A 16,994-nucleotide genomic window follows, 5' to 3' on the forward strand; every position below is an offset into this window, starting at 1 on the left:
CGGGCCAGCCCGGGATTTTTTTGCGCGAAAGCCGCCAAAGCCGCGGCTGCTCATGCCGCTGCCCTGTTCAGCGAAGGCAGGGTCGGGCAGCTTGGTCGCTCAGCCACAGGAATGCCGATCATGAATCAAGACGATGAACTGCTCGCCGAGCAGGCCCAGGCGGTACGCCAGATGTTCGAACGCATCCCGTTCAATCAGGCACTGGGCATCGAACTCGACGAAATCTCCACTAGCCGGGTGGTGATGCACCTGCCGATGAAGCCCGAGCTGGTAGGCAATTTTGTCCACGGCATCCTCCACGGCGGGGTCATCGCCTCGCTGCTGGACGTCGCCGGCGGGGCCATGGCGATGCTCGGCGCCTTCGACAAGCATCGTCACCTGACCACGCAGGAGCGCGCCGCGCGACTATCCCGGCTGGGCACCATCGACCTGCGCATCGATTACCTGCGGCCAGGCCGCGGCACGCGCTTCATTGCCAGCGCCATGTTGCTGCGCTCGGGCAACAAGGTCGCAGTGGTGCGCTCGGAGTTGCATAACGAAACCGGTGTGCTGGTAGCCGTAGGCACCGGGACCTACCTCTGCGGCTGATCGCTCAGCGGCCTCTGGAGAGCTGCGTCAGCAAGCGGTCCAGTGCATTGGCGAAGGCCTGCCGATCGCGCTCGCTGTAGGCCGCCTGGCCGCCACCCATCTGGCCCTGGTCACGCAGGTCGGTGAACAGATTGCGCACTGCCAGGCGTTCACCCATGTTGCGCTCGTCGAACTCGCGACCGCGCGGGTCCAACGCCGCGACGCCCTTCTTCACCAGTCGATCGGCCAGCGGAACGTCGCTGCAGATCACCAGATCGCCAGGCTCGGCATGGTCGACCAGGTAGTCGTCAGCCGCATCCGGACCGCTCGGCACCACGATTAGACGCACGCAGGCGAACGCCGGCTTGACCTGACTCTGCCCGGCGACCAGCAGCACCTCGAACTTGCGCTTGAGCGCGAACTTGATCACCTGATCCTTCGCCGCCCGCGGACAGGCATCAGCGTCGATCCAGACGCGCATTGAAGTCGACTCGCTCATACGACAGCGCGCCGCACCGTTGCCAGCAGCGCCGCCGCACCGGCAAAGGCCGCGGCAAAACTGCGATTGATCAGGCGCTGCTGACGCGGCGTGCGCAATAACCGCAGTACTTTCGCCGCCAGCCCGGTGTATGCAGCCATAACGATCAGATCGACCACCACCATGGTTGCGGCCATTTCGCTGTATTGCAGCAGCAACGGCCGCTGCGGGTCGAGGAACTGTGGCAGGACTGCAAGAATGAAGACGATCGCCTTGGGGTTGCTGGCATTGACGACGAACCCGCGCAGCACCAGGCTCAGCGGCCTGCCAATGGGTCGCGGCGCGGCGGAGTCGTCCAGCGCCTGCGGTTGCGCCTGCCACTGCTTCCAGGCCAGCCACAGCAGATAGCCGACGCCGAACCACTTGATCAAGCCAAACGCCAACTCTGAGGTCGCCAGCACCGCACCGACACCCGCAGCCACCACTGCGATCTGCAGCACCAATGCCAGCTGCAGGCCGATGGCATTCCAGTAGCCACGCCAGAAGCCGTACTGCAAGCCGCAGGACATCGATGCGATGGCACCGGCGCCCGGCGACAGGCTGATCACCCAACAGGCGACGAAGAAAGCGAGCCAGGTTTCCAGTGACATTTGAATTCCTCCGTTCAGACGATTGTGCCGCAGCCGGCACTTCGATTCAGTCCGGCAAGCCCTTGCCCAGCTTCACCGGCTCCTTGAGCTTGCGCTTCATGGCGTTGCGCATGCGGATGTTCAGCGCCTCGACGCCCAGCGAGAAGGCCATGGCGAAGTAGACGTAGCCCTCGGCACATGCACACCGAAGGCTTCGGCAATCAGCAGCGTACCGACCACGATAAGGAAGGCAGCGCGACAATCTTCAGCCATGAAGTCGCTGATGGTGTCCGTAGCCAGCTTCATCACCAACACGGCATTCCATGAGAGTTGTTACTCGTTGGGGTTACGGTGGTAGAGCTGGACTTCGCTGCCACGCCAGCGGCGCACAGCCTTCTGGAAAAACAGACTGTTGGGCACCTGGACGATGGCGCCGGTGCCCGCTTCGGCCACCTCTTCGAGAGTGGTGTAGACCAAATTGATATCGATCACCCGGCCTTTGACGATCGGCTTGTCGAACGCCTCGACGATTTCCACGACGTCGCCCAGCCGGAACGGCCCTACGGTGAGAATCAGCACCGCACAAAGCAGGTTGGACAGCACGCTCCAGATCGCGAAGAAGGCGATCGCTGCCACCGCGACGAACCCGGAAATGGCCGTCCACAGCACCGTGGCAGAAACACCAAAGCGCTCCAACACCATGATCAGCGCACCGCCGATGATGAACCAGCGGATGCCGCCGCGCACCGGAATCAGCAGCTCCGGCGGCAATGGATAGCGCGACGACAGACGCGTCAGGCCGCGGGCCACAAGCCGTTGCAGTACATAGGCCACCAGCAGGATGAGCAGCACCTGCAGGCCGAGCATCCACTGCAACCGCCACTCTTCGACCATGCTCAGCCAGGGTTCGCTCATGCGCTGGCCTCCAGTTGCGCCTGCAAGGCTTCCAGCGTTTCCAGCGCTTCCAGCCAGGCCTCCTCAAGCTCGCCTTCGCGAACCTTCAACTCGGCCTGCTTGGCCAGCAGCTGGCGCAGCTCATCCTTGCGCGCCACTTCGTAAAGCGCGCTGTCGCCCAGGCTCGTTTCGAGCTCGGCCAGTTTTTCGTGCACCGTCGCCAGATCCTTCTCCAGCTTGTCCGCCTGACGCTTGTGCGGCGCCAACTGCTGACGCAAAGCGGCGGCGGCCTGACGCTGGGCGCGCTTGTCGGTCTTGTCCGCCGCGGGCTCGCCGCTGGCGACGGGCTGCTGGCGCGCCCGGTAATCAACCAGCCAGCGCGCATAATCCTCGAGATCGCCGTCGAAACTCTGCACCTGCCCGTCGGCGACCAGCAGGAACTCGTCGGTGGTGCTCTTGAGCAGATGCCGGTCGTGGGACACCACCAGCACCGCACCTTCGAAATCCTGCAGGGCCATGGTCAGTGCCAGGCGCATTTCCAGATCGAGGTGGTTGGTCGGCTCATCGAGCAACAACAGATTGGGCTTGCCCCAGGCGATCAGCGCCAACGCCAGGCGCGCCTTCTCGCCACCAGAGAAATTCAGCACCGGCTCGTCGCAGCGCACACCACGGAAGTCGAAGCCACCGAGAAAATCACGCAATGTCTGCTCACGCTCGCTGGGGGCGATGCGTTGCAGGTGCAGCAGCGGGCTGGCCTTGGGATCGAGCGAATCGAGCTGATGCTGGGCGAAGTAGCCGACGGCCAGATTCTCGCCGCGCTGCAGGCGGCCACTCAGCGGTGTGAGCTCGGCCGCAAGCGTCTTGATCAGCGTCGACTTGCCCGCGCCGTTCGGTCCCAGCAGACCAATACGTGCACCGGGCACCAGCTGCAGCTTGACCTTCTCCAGGACGACCTTTTCGCCGTAACCGAGGCGCGCTTCGGCGAGGTCCAGCAACGGACTGGATACCTTGTCCGCCTCACGGAAGCGGAAGTCGAATGGCGAGTCGACATGCGCCGGCGCCAGCTCCTCGAGCCGCTCCAGCGCCTTGATCCGGCTCTGGGCCTGGCGTGCCTTGGTCGCCTGAGCCTTGAAGCGGCGGATATAGCTTTCCATGTGCGCGCGCTGCGCCTGCTGCTTCTCGAAGGCCTGCTGCTGCTGCGCCAGGCGTTCGGCACGGGTGCGCTCGAACGCCGAGTAGCCACCACGATAGAGCGTCAGTTTGCGCTGTTCGAGGTGGATAACGTGATCGACCACCGCGTCGAGGAAGTCGCGGTCGTGGGAAATCAACAGCAAGGTGCCGGGATAGCCCTTGAGCCAATCCTCCAGCCAGAGAATCGCATCGAGATCGAGGTGGTTGGTCGGTTCGTCCAGCAACAGCAGATCCGACGGACACATGAGCGCCTGCGCGAGGTTAAGACGCATACGCCAGCCACCGGAGAAACTGCTGACCGGCAGCGTCATCTGCTCGTTGGCAAAGCCCAGCCCGGCGAGCAACTTGCGCGCACGGGCATCGGCGCTATAGCCGTCGAGGTTGTCCAGCTCAGTATGCAACCGCGCCAGAGCGTTGCCATCGTGCGCCTGCTCGGCGGCGGCCAGCTCACGCTGGACGCGGCGCAGCTCGACGTCGCCATCGAGGACGTAATCCACCGCCAGGCGATCGAGGGTATCGATCTCCTGACGCATGTGCGCGATGCGCCAGTCCGGTGGCAGCTGGCAATCGCCACCATCGGGCACCATTTCACCGCGTAGCAATGCGAAGAGGGTGGATTTGCCGGCGCCATTGGCGCCGATCAGGCCGGCCTTCTGGCCGGGGTGCAGGGTCAGCTCGGCGCCTTCCAGCAAACGCTGCGGGCCACGCTGTAGAGTGAGGTTCTGAAGTCGGATCATAATGTCGGCGAGTTTATCAGTTCGCCTGGAAAGCCAGCCGAGCTAGCCGCAAAAAAAGGCGATTGCCAATGCCTGACCTGAACCTGTGGGATTTCGCTGTGCGTTGCTACGCACAACCCGGCGTCGAGAGTGTCTGTCTGGAGCTGCAGAGCCAGGGCGCCGATGTGTGTGTGCTGCTTTGCGCTGCCTGGCTGGAAGCACGAGGGGTGGCCTGCAACGAAGAGCGGCTGCACGCGCTGCAGGAGGTCGCTGCACCCTGGCAACGGGATATCGTCGAGCCGTTGCGCGCACTGCGCCAGGCATGGCGACCAACGGCCCAGAGCGACGAAGCGTTGCGCGAACTGCGCGAGACGCTGAAGACAATGGAGCTGCAGGCAGAGCGCCACTTGCTGGCGCGGCTACAGACAACAAGCGATGACTGGGCCGCGTCTTGCGAACCCAACTTGTGGTTGAAGACGCTGGCGCCGTCGAACCACTGCCGCGCAGGCCTGGAAACTCTGCGCAGCGCGGCGTATCGGATTCAGCGGGAGCTGGACGACTTTTGAGGGCTGGCGGCTGGCTTGCGCGGAGCGGGCTTCTTCGCGGCGGGTTTGCTGGCTGGCTTGCTGGCGGCAGGCTGAGCCGATGCCTGCGCGGCGGGTGCCACTTTCTCGGCAGCCGCAGGAGCGACCACAGGCTTGGCCGTGGCGGCAGGTCGGGTACGGGCTGGTGCCTTTCCAGCAGTCGGGCGTGCTGCGGCGGGCTTGGAAGCGGCAGCACTGGCTGAAGTCTTTGCCGGCGCTTTGGCCGGAGCCTTGGCTGGGGCTTTGGCTGCTGGTTTTACCGCTGCTTCGGCGGCTTGGGTTCTGGCTGGCGTGGCCGCGGTTTTCGCAGCAGTTTTAGCGGCTGGAGCCGGCTTGCGCGCGGCCTGCCGAGGCGCTGCAGCTTTGCCGGTGGTAGCGGTCGCCTGCTGACGACTCAGTAATTCCTTGTCCGCGGCATCGGCAACCTGTCGGATGCCCTGCGCCAGTTTCAGACTCTGTTCGGCGTCGCGCTTGAGCTCGGCAAGATAGGTCAGCGTTTCGCTCTGACGACTCTGCAGCAGCGCGAGAGAGTCCTCGAGTTCAGTGAGCCGGGTGCGCGCTTTGGTCTGCGCCTTGGCTTTGCCAGCACTGCCCGCTTCGTCCAGCTTGGCGCGGGCCTTGGTCAGTTTCTCCTGCGCTTTGCCGCGCTGCTTCTGCAGCTTGGCGAGCGCACTTTCGGCATCCTTGACTGCCTGGCTGCAGGCTTTGTCCAGATGCTCGATAAGGCTGTGCGAGAGTTGTTGCAGCAGATGCAGCGGTGTAGTGACTGACTTCTTCTTCGCGGGCATGAAGGTGCCTCCTGGCGGGAACGATGCAGCCATACTAGACGGCCCGCAAGGTGGCCGCCAGCGGCCAGGAAGCGCTGCATCTGCCGCAGCGCCTGGCGCGTTGTTCAGGCCGGCGTAGCAGCTTGCTTGTGCGCGGTATGCAGCACTTCGATCAGGCAATCTTCCAGCTCGAAACGCTCATGCAACAGCTGACCAAGCTTCTTCAGCTCATCGGCCAGGCCTGGGCTGCCCAGACAGTCGCCCTTTTCGCAGCGATCATTGAAGCCCAGCGCGACCTGGGTGATGGTCTCGATACGCGGATAGATCTGCTTGGCAAGCTCGATGGCGCGCGCGTCGCCGAAGGCTTCAGCCTCGGCGAGCAATTGTTCGTAGATTTCAAAGTGGCCAGCCGAGACGTAGTCGACCAGATATTCGCAGAACTGCTGCAGACCCTGACGAGCAGCGGCGTCGTCGCGCTCGGTGTGCAAACCGTCGTACGCGTTGATCAAAGCGTGGCGCTCGTGCAGCCAACGGTCGATCAGTAGATGTACACCACCCCAGCGTTCCTGGGCATTCCGACAGCTCTCGAGCATGATGACCTCACTTCCCTAATCGATGATGCTTTACGCCATCCCGAGACGTTTTTGTCTTTCGGTATCGGCCTTTGGGTGAGTGGCGGCAGCGAATGGCAGGAATCCGTCACCGCACGAGCAGACTATGCCGCGACGCTCGATGCATCAAGCAAAATGCCGATGAATCTCGCGAGCGCACAGCGGCCCCCACGGGCCGCGCGTCCATGAGAAGACCGTGCAAGCGCAACGGGAGTTCGACAGGAAGGTAAAAGATCTGCTCAGTCGCGACGCAGCAGTTGCCACAGGCAGAGGATCGCCATGCCGATAAAGCCCAGCAGGCTCCACTCCGGGATGCTCATGCCCAGCATCGTCCAGCTCACCTCGGCGCACTCGGCGGTGCCGTGTAGCACCAGGCGGGCGATTTCCTGGAACGGCAATGCCTCCATCATGTATTCCAGGCTCGGCAGGCAGCTTGGCAGCTGGTCGGCCGGCACGCTCTGCAGCCAGATCTGCCGGATTGCCGTGGCAGCGCCGGCCAGCACGAATAGCAGGGCAAAGCCCGAGTAGATGCGGCGTCCGGTCTTGGCTGGCCCGTGAATCGCCGCGATGAGGCAGACCAGGCCGAAACCGATCACGCAGACGCGCTGAACAATGCACAGCGGACACGGCGCAAGCCCCATCACGTGCTCCATGTAGAGCGCAATAGCGATCAACAGGGCGCTGCCCAGAAAAGCGATGACGAACAGGGAACGAGGGCTGGCCAGGCGCATGGTGGCTCCGCTAGCTGGAAAAGTTCGCTACGGTAGTGGAAACCCCAGCGGCCTTACAAGCGGCGGACAGCCTCGGGGATGCGTCAGGCCCGCGCGATAGCGGACCTGACGAGCCGATCACAGAGTGGCGGGAAGATTGCGACCGAGCAGACCGACGCCCTGCTGAAACAAGCGGTTGCTGTTCTCGGTGTCACCCAACTGCGCCAGCAGACGCGCCAGCTCGGCGCAGGTTTCCGGACGATGATCGAAACGCAGGCTCGCCTCGAGATAATCGCGCGCCTTGCCCCACAGTTCGTTACGCAGGCTCAGACGCCCCAGTGCAAGCAACAACACCGGGTTTTGCGGATGATCCTTGAGCCAGCCTTCGGCGTGCGCGAGCTGACGCGCCGGATCACGGCCCTGCACCCGTCCGTAACGCTCCACCAGCCGATCATCGAACTGCCGTTTGATCGCTGCGTAGAGCACTTCTTCGGCCTTGGGTTGCGCACCCAGCCGGGACAACCCGTCGGCATAAGCGCGTACTACCAGCGGCTCGCTGCGCAGCGCGCTGGGAACGGTCTGCCAACGCTGATTCAGCGCTTCGATGCCTGCCTCGGCGGCCACTTCGGACGGCTGCCCGGCCTGCTCGACCGCTGCCGTCCAGGCCAGCACTTCGAGTTCGCTCAGGCGCGCCGGCGGCAGCACACGATGCTTGCGCAGCTCCGGCAGCAAGCGGCACAGCGCCGCCCAGTCTTCCAGCTGCACGTAGAGCTGCTGCAGCAGCGTAAGCACATAGGGGTGACGCGGATGGTCGTTCTGCAATTCGCTGAGCGAAGCACGGGCTTCGACATACTGGCCACGGGCAATCTGCAGCTGCGCCTGGGTCAAGCCGATCGCCAGCGCCGCCTCCGGCTCGCGCTCACGCGCCTTGTGCAGCAGCTCGTCGCTCTGGGCATATTCGCCCAGCTCGTTGGCTGCCCGCGCCGCGCCCAGGTAATGCACCAGCGGCTGGCGATCCTTCTCTGCCGCCAGCTGCAGGTGCGCCAACGCCGGGCCCCACTGGCCCTCGGCGAGCTCACGCAGCCCCTTGCGGGAGGCATTTTCCACACGCCGTGCGCGGTGCCGCCGCGACCATGGATTGACCAGCGCCCCCGACACCTGCAGTACGCCCAGCAACCAGTGCACGACCATGGCCAGCAACCACAGACAGCCAACCAGCGCGAGAAATATCCAGAAGCTCGATTCGTAACGGAACTGGTCGTAGGTGATCAGCACATAGCCTGCGCTCTGACTGATCGCCCAACCGAGAAAGCCTGCAATCGCAAGCAGAAGGATGAATACCAGGGCCAGGCGTTTCATGTGCGCTCTGCCTCCTGCGCCTCGGTCTGCGTTTCAGGCTGAGACGAAGCCTCGCTCGCCGGGCCTTCGTCGCGACGTTCGCGCTTCTGCACATAGGCCTGCAGAGCCTGCAACGCAGGCGCCAGATCAGGCAGGGTCACCTCTACTTCGCGCAGGGACAATGCTTCGAGGCGCTCGCGCAGACCACGCGCCTGACCGTTGTCTTCGCTGAAATGGTCCTTGAGCACTGCACTCGCCTGCTCCAGCGACTGGCGGTAGACCTTGGTGTTGCCGTTGAGCACTGCCCATTGCGCCTGCTCGATGGCCAGCGACAGCGCCAGACGCACCTGCCCCAGCGTCTGGCCGGCCAGCAGCGGCTTGACGTCGCCACCGGCATCGAAATCCACCCGCACGTAGCGAGTCAGCTCGTTGAGCCAGCGCTGCCAGCGGCTGTCCTGCGCGTTTTCCGGCACGGCCTCGCCATTGACGAACTCGGGCGCGAGCGCACTGAGCTGGTTGCTCTGTCCACGCAGCGCACCGAGCTGCAGGAACAAGCCAGTGCGATCAAGCTCCGGCAGGCTGCGCAGCGCCTCAAGGCCCTCCAGCAGTTTCTGCCGCGTGCCGTAGGCGCCGGGGTCATCCTGTTTCTGCAGGATCAGATCGGCCTCGTGCACCAGCATTTCGGCGCTCTTGATGTCCTGCATCGCCGACAGCTGCAACATCGCCATACGCAACAGATGTTCGGCCTCGGCCAGGCGCCATTCTTCGCGACTGGCGCCCAGCACCTGCTCGACACGCCCGGAAAGCCGCTGCTGATCGCTCTGCAACGTTGCCAGCAATCGACGACGTTCCTCCAGCTCGCTGGCCGACGGCAGCTGCTCCAGACGGCCCAGGCGTGCTGCCAGCTCGCGTTCGCGTTCAGCAAGCTGGCGAGTCTGCTCACCGGTGCTCTGCAACGCTTCGAGCTGGCGATCCTCGCTGGCACCAAGCTGTTTCAGCTGCCAGAGGCCATAACCGCCGAGCGCCACGCCACCCAAGCCGACCAGCAGCGCCAGTGCCGCCAGCGATTTGCCACCCGCATTGGCGCTGGCAGGTCTGGATGGAGCTGGCTTGGCGGGCTTTGCAGTCTCGACGGCTGGGGTCGGCTCACTGGCGGGGGGTTGCAGCGGTTCTTTCTTGGAATCTGCTTCGCTCACGTTTCCATCCTTTGCTTCAGGAGGCAGTCACTGCGGTTTCCCGCAACGCCGCCAGCAATGCCGCAACGCTTGCGCCACGGCAATCCACAATTCGTTTGGCGCCCAACTGCCGAGCCATCTCCGCGACCCGCGGACTGGGTACGAACAAGGTTAGCTCAAGCAATTCAGGCCAGGTATCGGCCGCCAGCTCATGCAGCGACAGCAAACCCTGCCCACTGCTGACCACCAGGCCGTTGAGCCGTTCCGAACGGACCGTAGCGGCCAGCGTGCCCGGCGGGTAAGCAGGAAGCCTACGCCGGTAGAGTTCGAGGATATCCACCTGCACGCCACGCCCGCGCAACGTCTCGGCGAGCAACTCACGCCCACCCTCACCACGCAGGATCACCACCTTCGGATCAGGTCTGGCCAGTGCCGCGTCGAGGCGCGGCAGCGCCAGCAGCGCCTCGCTGTCGTCGCCGCGCTCCGGCCAGCAGGTGTCCAGACCGTAGTCGGCGAGTATCGCGCCAGTGGCAGCACCGACGCTGAACCAGGCCTGGCCAAGCGGTGGTTGCGGCCAATAGCGGTCGAGCAGCTCGATGCCCAGCCGCGCCGCCGGTTTGCTCACCACGATGACCGCGCAGTAGCGATCCAGGTCGAGAATCGTCGCGCGCTGCTCGGCGGTTTCCGGCAAAGGCTCGATCGCCAGCAGCGGCAGGCTCGCAGTGTGAATGTCGTCTTCAGCCAATGATGCCGCGACCGGACCGCACTCCTCGGCCGGCCGGGTCAGCAGCAGACGCCAGTCATTCACTCGTGGCCAGCCTCACCGTAAACCGCCTGGAGGATCTGCTCAGCGCCCTGGTCCAGCAACTGTTCGGCAACACGCACACCCAATGCCTCGGCGTCGGCGGCCGGCGCACGCCCCTCGGCGCGCAGCAGCAGAGTGCCGTCCGGCTGCCCGACCAGCCCGCGCAGCCACAGCTGCTCGCCTTCGAGCACCGCGTAACAGGCAATCGGCACCTGGCAGCCGCCGTTCAAGCGCTTGTTCAAGGCACGCTCGGCGACGACGCGGGTAGCAGTCTGCGGATGGTTCAGGCACTCCAACAGCGCATGCAGCTCGCTGTCGCCGGTGCGGCACTCGATGCCGACCGCACCCTGACCGCCGGCCGGCAGGCTCTCATCGACGCTGATACTGGAGCGGATGCGCTCGCCGAAGCCAAGGCGGATCAGCCCGGCGGCGGCGAGGATGATGGCGTCGTACTCGCCGGCATCGAGCTTGGCCAGTCGGGTATTGACGTTACCGCGCAGGAACTGGATTTTCAGGTCCGGCCGACGCGCCAGCAGTTGGGCCTGGCGGCGCAGCGACGAGGTGCCGACCACGCTGCCGGGCGGCAGCGCATCGAGGTCGTCGTAGTGATTGGAGACGAAGGCGTCGCGTGGGTCTTCGCGCTCGCAGATGCAGTACAGGCCCAGCCCTTCGGGAAACTCCATCGGCACATCCTTCATGGAGTGCACGGCGATGTCCGCTTCGTTCTCCATCAGCGCCGTTTCCAGCTCCTTGACGAACAGGCCTTTGCCGCCAATTTTCGCCAGGGGCGCGTCGAGTAGCTTGTCGCCGCGGCTGACCATCGGCACCAAGGTGACCTTCAGCCCCGGGTGCGACGCTTCCAGGCGCGCCTTGACGTATTCGGCCTGCCACAGGGCCAGGGCACTCTTGCGGGTGGCGATGCGAATTTCGCGAGACATGGGCAATTCCAGAACAGTGAATTGCCGGCGATGATAACAGGCCGGACAACCAGCCTGGGTTGGCCGGAATCAAGTAAAGGGTGGTGTCACGCCACTGTGCCGGGGCCCGCCAGCTGCTGGAGCTGACGGTCACCGACGCCGCGAACCGTACTGGTTCAGAGGTTCTGCATCAGCTTGCGCACACCGGCCACATGCCGACGGCTCACCGTCAGCGCCTCGCCTTCGAGCCCCTTGAGGAACAGCTGGAAGTGCCCGAGCGGCGTGCGTTGCAGGCGCTCGATGCGGTCACGGAACACCAGCGCGTTGCGGTGGATACGCACGAAGCGCTCACCGAACTCGTCTTCCAGGGACTTCAACGGCTCGTCCAGCAACACTTCGCCGCCTATGTGGCGCAAGGTGACGTACTTGTGATCGGCAATGAAGTAGATCACGTGGTCCAGCGGGATCAGCTCGATGCCCTTGCGGGTACGCGCGCTGATGTGACTGCGCGGTCCGGCACCGGAAACCGCCGCCGGCCGGGTCAACGCGGCGAGCTGCACCCGGTTCGGCCGTTCCGCCTTCTTCAATGCCTCGGTGAGGTGTTCCGGGCGTACCGGTTTGACCAGGTAGCCAACCGCGCTGACCTGGAACGCTTCCAAAGCGAATTCATCATGGGCAGTACAAAAGATCACGGCCGGCGGCGCATCCGTCTCGCAGAGCTTGGCGGCAACCTGCAGGCCATCGAGCCCGGGCATGCGGATATCCAGCAGCACGACATCAGGGCGCAGTTCCTCGATCAGCGTCAATGCTTCTTCGCCATTGCTGGCAGCGGGCTCGAGGACACGATAGCCGTCGAGGTCACCTACCAGTCGGCTGAGGCGCTCGCGGGCTAGAGGTTCGTCATCGACAATCAGGACATTCATATAGATCTGGCTTCCTGCGTTTGTCTCGCACATGGATAGCGTAGACATGTGTAATGGCGGCCTTCACGGCGCTCCACGCTGAGACTCGCTAGCGGACCGAAAAGTGCCGCTAATCGTGCGTCGATGTTCTGCAAACCCTGACGTGTCCCGCGTGAAGCCTGCGTTTGAGCGACTTCGTCGAAGGGGTTGCTGACCACCAACTGAAACGTGCCATCGACATAATCGGCGGTTACGCTCACCACACCTCCCTCGATACGGGGCTGGATGCCATACACCAGTGCATTCTCCAGCAACGGTTGCAGCGTGAGCTGCGGAATCGGCAGATCGTCCGGTACGCCGTCGACCTGCCAGTCCATCTGTAGACGGTCACCCAGGCGATATTGTTCGATCGACAGATAGCGCCGCGACAGCTCCAGCTCTTCGCTCCAGGCCACCAACGTGCCGGGACGCGCCAGGCTCGCGCGAAACAGATCGGATAGATCCAACACCGCCTGCTCGGCCTTCACCGGATCGCTGGCCACCAGCGCCGCGATGCTGTTGAGGCTGTTGAACAGGAAATGCGGGCGGATACGCGCCTGCAGCGATTCGATCCGCGCGCGCAGTTCAGCCTGCTCCTGACGGCGCCATTGGCTCTGCAGATAGAAATAGCGTAGCAGCAGCCCCGACATGATCAGGCTGATCAACGCATGGCGCAGGTAGAGATTGACCTCGCCGTCGCGTGAAAGCGGCCCGCCGAGCTGGTAGATATCGGCCACCGCCGTGCAAGCCAGGGTCAAGCCGACCACCAGCGCGCAGCAGGCAAGCCCCGCGAAGGCCGCGCGGAGGCGCGCCAGCAGAGGCCGCAGCAGGCACATGGTGCCGGCCGAGAGCAGTACGATCCACTGCACGAACAGCGAGGTCAGCGCCAGACGCATCCAGTTGAAGCTGGGCTGCATCGGCTCGGCCAGCACCAGCACGAACACCAGCAGTTCGGCAAGCAGGACGAGACCGAGCAAGGCCTCGGGCTGGCACAGCTCGGGCACGAAGAAGTCGTCGGTTAGGGCAGTGGATTTCACGCGATTCGGCCTGATGGTTATCTGGTGGGCGAGTTTCCTTGGCCGCCCCGGCAACGGCAAGACGATCGCTCGTCGCCATGCTGGGATTAGTCGGGATTTGCCAGCCAGCTCACCCTTCACGGCGAGGTTCCGACGTGCCCGATCGCAGCGCCATCCCTGTTATCATCGCCGCCTTTCCTCAGCCTTCGGATTTCAGCGAGCGCATTCATGAGCACCGACAAGACCAACCAGTCCTGGGGCGGCCGTTTCAGCGAGCCCGTCGACGCCTTCGTCGCCCGATTCACCGCCTCCGTCGAGTTCGACAAGCGCCTCTACCGCCACGACATCATGGGCTCGATCGCCCACGCCACCATGCTGGAAAAGGCCGGCGTGCTGAGCGCCGATGAGCGCGACCAGATCATCGCCAACCTGAAGGACATCCAGGGCGAGATCGAAGCCGGCACCTTCGACTGGCGCGTGGATCTGGAAGACGTGCACATGAACATCGAGGCGCGCCTGACCGACCGCATCGGCGTGACCGGCAAGAAGCTGCACACCGGGCGTAGCCGCAACGATCAGGTGGCCACCGACATCCGCCTCTGGCTGCGCGACGAGATCGACATCATCCTCGCCGAGATCACCCGTCTGCAGCAGGGTCTGCTGGGCCTGGCAGAAGCCGAAGCGGACACCATCATGCCCGGCTTCACCCATCTACAGACCGCGCAGCCGGTGACCTTCGGCCATCACCTGCTGGCCTGGTTCGAGATGCTCAGCCGTGATTACGAGCGCCTGGTCGACTGCCGCAAGCGCACCAACCGCATGCCGCTGGGCTCGGCCGCACTGGCTGGCACCACCTACCCGATCCAGCGCGAGATCACCTGCGAGCTGCTGGGCTTCGAAGCGATCTCCGGCAACTCGCTGGACGGCGTTTCCGATCGCGACTTCGCCATCGAGTTCTGTGCGGCCGCCTCGCTGGCGATGATGCACCTGTCGCGCTTCTCCGAAGAGCTGGTGCTCTGGACCAGCGCGCAGTTCCAGTTCATCGACCTGCCCGATCGCTTCTGCACCGGCTCCTCGATCATGCCGCAGAAGAAGAACCCGGACGTACCCGAGCTGGTGCGCGGCAAGACTGGTCGTGTGTTCGGCGCGCTCGCCGGCCTGCTGGTGCTGATGAAGGGCCAGCCGCTGGCCTACAACAAGGACAACCAGGAGGACAAGGAGCCGCTGTTCGACGCCGCCGACACTCTGCGTGACAGCCTGCGCGCCTTTGCCGACATGGTTCCGGCGATCAAACCCAAGCGCGAAATCATGCGCGAAGCGGCGCTGCGCGGCTTCTCCACCGCGACGGATCTCGCCGACTATCTGGTGCGCAAGGGCCTGCCATTCCGCGACTGCCACGAGATCGTCGGTCACGCGGTGAAGTATGGCGTGCAGACCGGCAAGGACCTGGCCGAAATGAGCCTGGACGAGCTGCGCCAGTTCAGCGATCAGATCAGCGACGACGTGTTCGCCGTGCTGACCCTGGAAGGCTCGGTGAACGCCCGCGATCATATCGGCGGAACGGCACCGGCGCAGGTGCGCGCTGCGGTCAAGCGCGGCCAGGAGCTGCTCGCCAGCCGCTAAGCGCAAACCCGGGAAAGGACTCCCATGTTCGAACTGCTGCTACGCGGGTTAGCGTTTCTGGCCGGGGTGATCGCCGAGATCGCGCTGGCCTATCTTTTCTACACTACTGGCTGGTTTGCCTTACGGCTGCTAACGCTGGGCCGCTACCCAGATCTGCCGCTACGCGTAGCCGACCCGATGAACTCACGTAGTGCCTGGGTTGCGGCGTTTGGTTTTCTTTGCCTGATGGGCTTGCCGTTGACGTGGCTGACCTTCATCTATGGCTGATCTTCTCCGCGAGACAATTCAATGCCCCTCACCATCCGCCCCGCCACCCCAGACGACGCCGCGCTGATCCTGCGCTTCATCACTGACCTGGCGATCTACGAAAAGGCTGAGCACGAGGTCAAGACCGACGTCGCCGGCATCGAGAACAGCCTGTTCGCTGACGGCAGCACCGCTCACGGGTTGATCTGCGAGCTGGACGGCGAGCCGATCGGCTATGCGGTGTATTTCTTCAACTACTCGACCTGGCTGGGCAAGCACGGCCTGTACTTGGAAGACCTCTACGTCACCCCGCAACAGCGTGGCGTCGGTGCCGGCAAGGCAGTGCTGCGTTATCTGGCCAAACTGGCGGTGGCACGCGGCTGCGGGCGCTTCGAGTGGTCGGTACTGGACTGGAATCAGCCAGCCATCGACTTCTACGAATCCATCGGCGCCAGGCCACAGAGCGAGTGGATCAGCTACCGCCTTGCCGGCGACGCACTGTCAGAGTTCGCAGCGGGTTGATCAATCGCTCGAACGCGGCCGCGCCAGATTCCGCAACTGCGATGCCGCCGCGCAAGCCTCGCCTGCCCTTTGCCAACGCCTGGTTCTTTCCTGCTGCCGCGCTCTATGCAGCGCTCATCCTGCCGAGCTCGGTCATTGCTCTCCTCGGCCTGATTCCTGCGCTGCCCGGATTGGTTACGCCCGCCGGCCACGCTCATGAAATGATCTTCGGTTTCGCCCTCGCGGTGATCGCCGGCTACCTGCTAGGCCCGCAACCGCTACGTTTTACCCTGACCCTGCTTGGCTGCTGGCTTCTCGCGCGGGTGAGCTTTCTGCTCTGGCCGGGCTCCTGGCTGGCGCTGGCGAGCGCAGCACTCTTCGCCGCCGGGCTTGCCTGGAAGGTACTGCCGCGCTTTCTTGGCGCTGCGAAGAAGTGGCGCAACCAGACAGTCGCACCCATCGTGGCCGGGCTGGGGCTGCTCAGCGCGGCGGCCAGCGGGGGGTTAGGCGCCACCCTTGATCGATTGGCATTGCTCGAAGCGCTGCTGCTACTCGCGACGCTGATGTTCTTCATGGGCGGCCGCATCATCGCGCCCGCTGTCGCCGGCTATGCACAGAGCCAGGGTCGGCAGCTGGCTGCGCGAGTCCAGCCGAATCTCGAGGGCGCCGTGCTGATCCTGCTGGGCCTCGCCCTTGTGCTCAACCTCCTGCCCTGGTCACTGGCCCGGCAATTGACCGGAGCAGTGCTGATCAGCGCCGGCGTGCTCACGATCATCCGTCTGCTGCGCTGGCAGCCTTGGCATTGCACGCGTCCGGACCTGTTGATCCTGCTGCTCGGCTATGCCTGGCTCGCGCTCGGGTTGCTGCTGTTTGGCCTAGGCACTCTGCTGCCGCGGCTGCCGCTCAACGCAACGCTACACGCGCTGAGCGTCGGCGCACTGGGCAGCCTGACCTTCGCCGTGATGGCACGAACGCAACTGATCTACCGCTTTCGCGATCCGGCTGCGCAACCGTGGATTCAGGCCGCCGCGCTGCTGATCAGTCTGGCGGCCCTGGCCCGTGTGGTGCCCGCACTGCTTGACCAGTCCAGACCGGGCTGGTTGCTGCTGGCGGCAATAACCTGGTCGCTAGCCTTTCTTGCCCTGACGCTGCTGCTCTGGCGCTGCCGCCACGCGCACTCGGATAGCCCGCGCCGCGCCGCCGACCGCTGAGTCATTTGCCAGGAACTCTCGCAGCTTGCGCTTGACCTACATGCAGCCGGCGGCTAATTCCAGCCGCAGCGGCC

19 protein-coding genes and 1 pseudogene are annotated in these 16,994 nt (G+C 64.3%); 6 read left to right on the top strand and 14 right to left on the bottom strand.

The features are described 5' to 3' along the window. Positions 1-120: 120 nt before the first annotated feature. Positions 121-588 (top strand): thioesterase family protein, encoded by a 468-nt coding sequence (locus PSEST_RS18160; protein WP_015278398.1) that lies wholly within the window; start codon positions 121-123, stop codon positions 586-588. Between the two features lie 4 nt (positions 589-592). Here PSEST_RS18160 and PSEST_RS18165 read toward each other — a convergent pair whose 3' ends face one another. The 5 genes and pseudogenes from PSEST_RS18165 to PSEST_RS18180 all read right to left on the bottom strand — a co-directional run bounded on the left by PSEST_RS18165 (position 593) and on the right by PSEST_RS18180 (position 4,496). Then, positions 593-1,048: a YaiI/YqxD family protein gene (locus PSEST_RS18165; protein WP_015278399.1), complete on the bottom strand. Its 456-nt coding sequence runs from the start codon at positions 1,046-1,048 to the stop codon at positions 593-595. A gap of 14 nt (positions 1,049-1,062) precedes the next feature. Continuing rightward, positions 1,063-1,695 carry a LysE family translocator gene (locus tag PSEST_RS18170; protein ID WP_015278400.1) on the bottom strand — a complete coding sequence of 211 codons (633 nt, stop codon included), beginning with the start codon at positions 1,693-1,695 and terminating at the stop codon, positions 1,063-1,065. A gap of 46 nt (positions 1,696-1,741) precedes the next feature. After that, positions 1,742-1,992: pseudogene (locus tag PSEST_RS21915) on the bottom strand (TerC family protein); the annotation flags it as partial. Positions 1,993-2,007: 15 nt separating this feature from the next. After that, positions 2,008-2,589, bottom strand: coding sequence for a mechanosensitive ion channel domain-containing protein (locus PSEST_RS18175; protein ID WP_015278401.1), 582 nt, complete (start codon positions 2,587-2,589; stop codon positions 2,008-2,010). Next, on the bottom strand, positions 2,586-4,496 hold the full coding sequence (locus PSEST_RS18180; protein ID WP_015278402.1) for an ATP-binding cassette domain-containing protein: 1,911 nt from the start codon (positions 4,494-4,496) through the stop codon (positions 2,586-2,588). The genes PSEST_RS18175 and PSEST_RS18180 overlap by 4 nt, the downstream gene beginning before the upstream one ends. Before the next feature lie 68 nt (positions 4,497-4,564). On the opposite strand from PSEST_RS18180, the gene PSEST_RS18185 reads away from it, so the two are divergent. After that, entirely contained in the window at positions 4,565-5,041 is a 477-nt protein-coding gene (locus PSEST_RS18185) for a TIGR02444 family protein (RefSeq protein ID WP_015278403.1), read from the top strand. Here the strand turns inward: PSEST_RS18185 and PSEST_RS18190 are convergent. The 9 genes from PSEST_RS18190 to PSEST_RS18230 form a co-directional block, all read right to left on the bottom strand. After that, positions 5,017-5,847, bottom strand: a complete 831-nt coding sequence (locus PSEST_RS18190) for an AlgP family protein (protein WP_015278404.1) — start codon at positions 5,845-5,847, stop codon at positions 5,017-5,019. The two genes, PSEST_RS18185 and PSEST_RS18190, sit on opposite strands and share 25 nt — an antisense overlap. A 104-nt stretch (positions 5,848-5,951) precedes the next feature. After that, entirely contained in the window at positions 5,952-6,419 is a 468-nt protein-coding gene (locus tag PSEST_RS18195) for an Rsd/AlgQ family anti-sigma factor (RefSeq protein WP_015278405.1), read from the bottom strand. Between the two features lie 257 nt (positions 6,420-6,676). Next, positions 6,677-7,168, bottom strand: a complete 492-nt coding sequence (locus PSEST_RS18200) for a disulfide bond formation protein B (protein WP_015278406.1) — start codon at positions 7,166-7,168, stop codon at positions 6,677-6,679. 117 nt (positions 7,169-7,285) lie between these two features. Continuing rightward, positions 7,286-8,506, bottom strand: coding sequence for a heme biosynthesis HemY N-terminal domain-containing protein (locus PSEST_RS18205; protein ID WP_015278407.1), 1,221 nt, complete (start codon positions 8,504-8,506; stop codon positions 7,286-7,288). Further along, positions 8,503-9,681, bottom strand: coding sequence for a uroporphyrinogen-III C-methyltransferase (locus tag PSEST_RS18210; RefSeq protein WP_015278408.1), 1,179 nt, complete (start codon positions 9,679-9,681; stop codon positions 8,503-8,505). The genes PSEST_RS18205 and PSEST_RS18210 overlap by 4 nt, the downstream gene beginning before the upstream one ends. Before the next feature lie 16 nt (positions 9,682-9,697). Next, entirely contained in the window at positions 9,698-10,468 is a 771-nt protein-coding gene (locus tag PSEST_RS18215) for a uroporphyrinogen-III synthase (protein WP_015278409.1), read from the bottom strand. Beyond that, entirely contained in the window at positions 10,465-11,403 is a 939-nt protein-coding gene (gene hemC, locus PSEST_RS18220) for a hydroxymethylbilane synthase (protein ID WP_015278410.1), read from the bottom strand. The genes PSEST_RS18215 and hemC overlap by 4 nt, the downstream gene beginning before the upstream one ends. Before the next feature lie 155 nt (positions 11,404-11,558). After that, entirely contained in the window at positions 11,559-12,305 is a 747-nt protein-coding gene (locus PSEST_RS18225) for a LytR/AlgR family response regulator transcription factor (RefSeq protein ID WP_015278411.1), read from the bottom strand. Continuing rightward, positions 12,302-13,360, bottom strand: coding sequence for a sensor histidine kinase (locus PSEST_RS18230; protein WP_015278412.1), 1,059 nt, complete (start codon positions 13,358-13,360; stop codon positions 12,302-12,304). The genes PSEST_RS18225 and PSEST_RS18230 overlap by 4 nt, the downstream gene beginning before the upstream one ends. 207 nt (positions 13,361-13,567) lie before the next feature. On the opposite strand from PSEST_RS18230, the gene argH reads away from it, so the two are divergent. From argH to PSEST_RS18250, 4 genes are read left to right on the top strand one after another with little or no spacing between them, the layout of a single operon-like run. Further along, positions 13,568-14,962: an argininosuccinate lyase gene (gene argH / locus PSEST_RS18235; protein ID WP_015278413.1), complete on the top strand. Its 1,395-nt coding sequence runs from the start codon at positions 13,568-13,570 to the stop codon at positions 14,960-14,962. Between the two features lie 24 nt (positions 14,963-14,986). Next, entirely contained in the window at positions 14,987-15,229 is a 243-nt protein-coding gene (locus PSEST_RS18240; RefSeq protein ID WP_015278414.1) for a hypothetical protein, read from the top strand. A 21-nt stretch (positions 15,230-15,250) separates the two neighbouring features. Beyond that, on the top strand, positions 15,251-15,730 hold the full coding sequence (locus PSEST_RS18245; protein WP_015278415.1) for a GNAT family N-acetyltransferase: 480 nt from the start codon (positions 15,251-15,253) through the stop codon (positions 15,728-15,730). Positions 15,731-15,771: 41 nt separating this feature from the next. Next, positions 15,772-16,920: an NnrS family protein gene (locus PSEST_RS18250; protein WP_015278416.1), complete on the top strand. Its 1,149-nt coding sequence runs from the start codon at positions 15,772-15,774 to the stop codon at positions 16,918-16,920. The last annotated feature ends 74 nt before the right edge of the window (positions 16,921-16,994 follow it).

The sequence above is a fragment of the Stutzerimonas stutzeri RCH2 genome (assembly GCF_000327065.1).
In the GTDB taxonomy this organism is placed as follows: Bacteria; Pseudomonadota; Gammaproteobacteria; order Pseudomonadales; family Pseudomonadaceae; genus Stutzerimonas; species Stutzerimonas stutzeri_AE.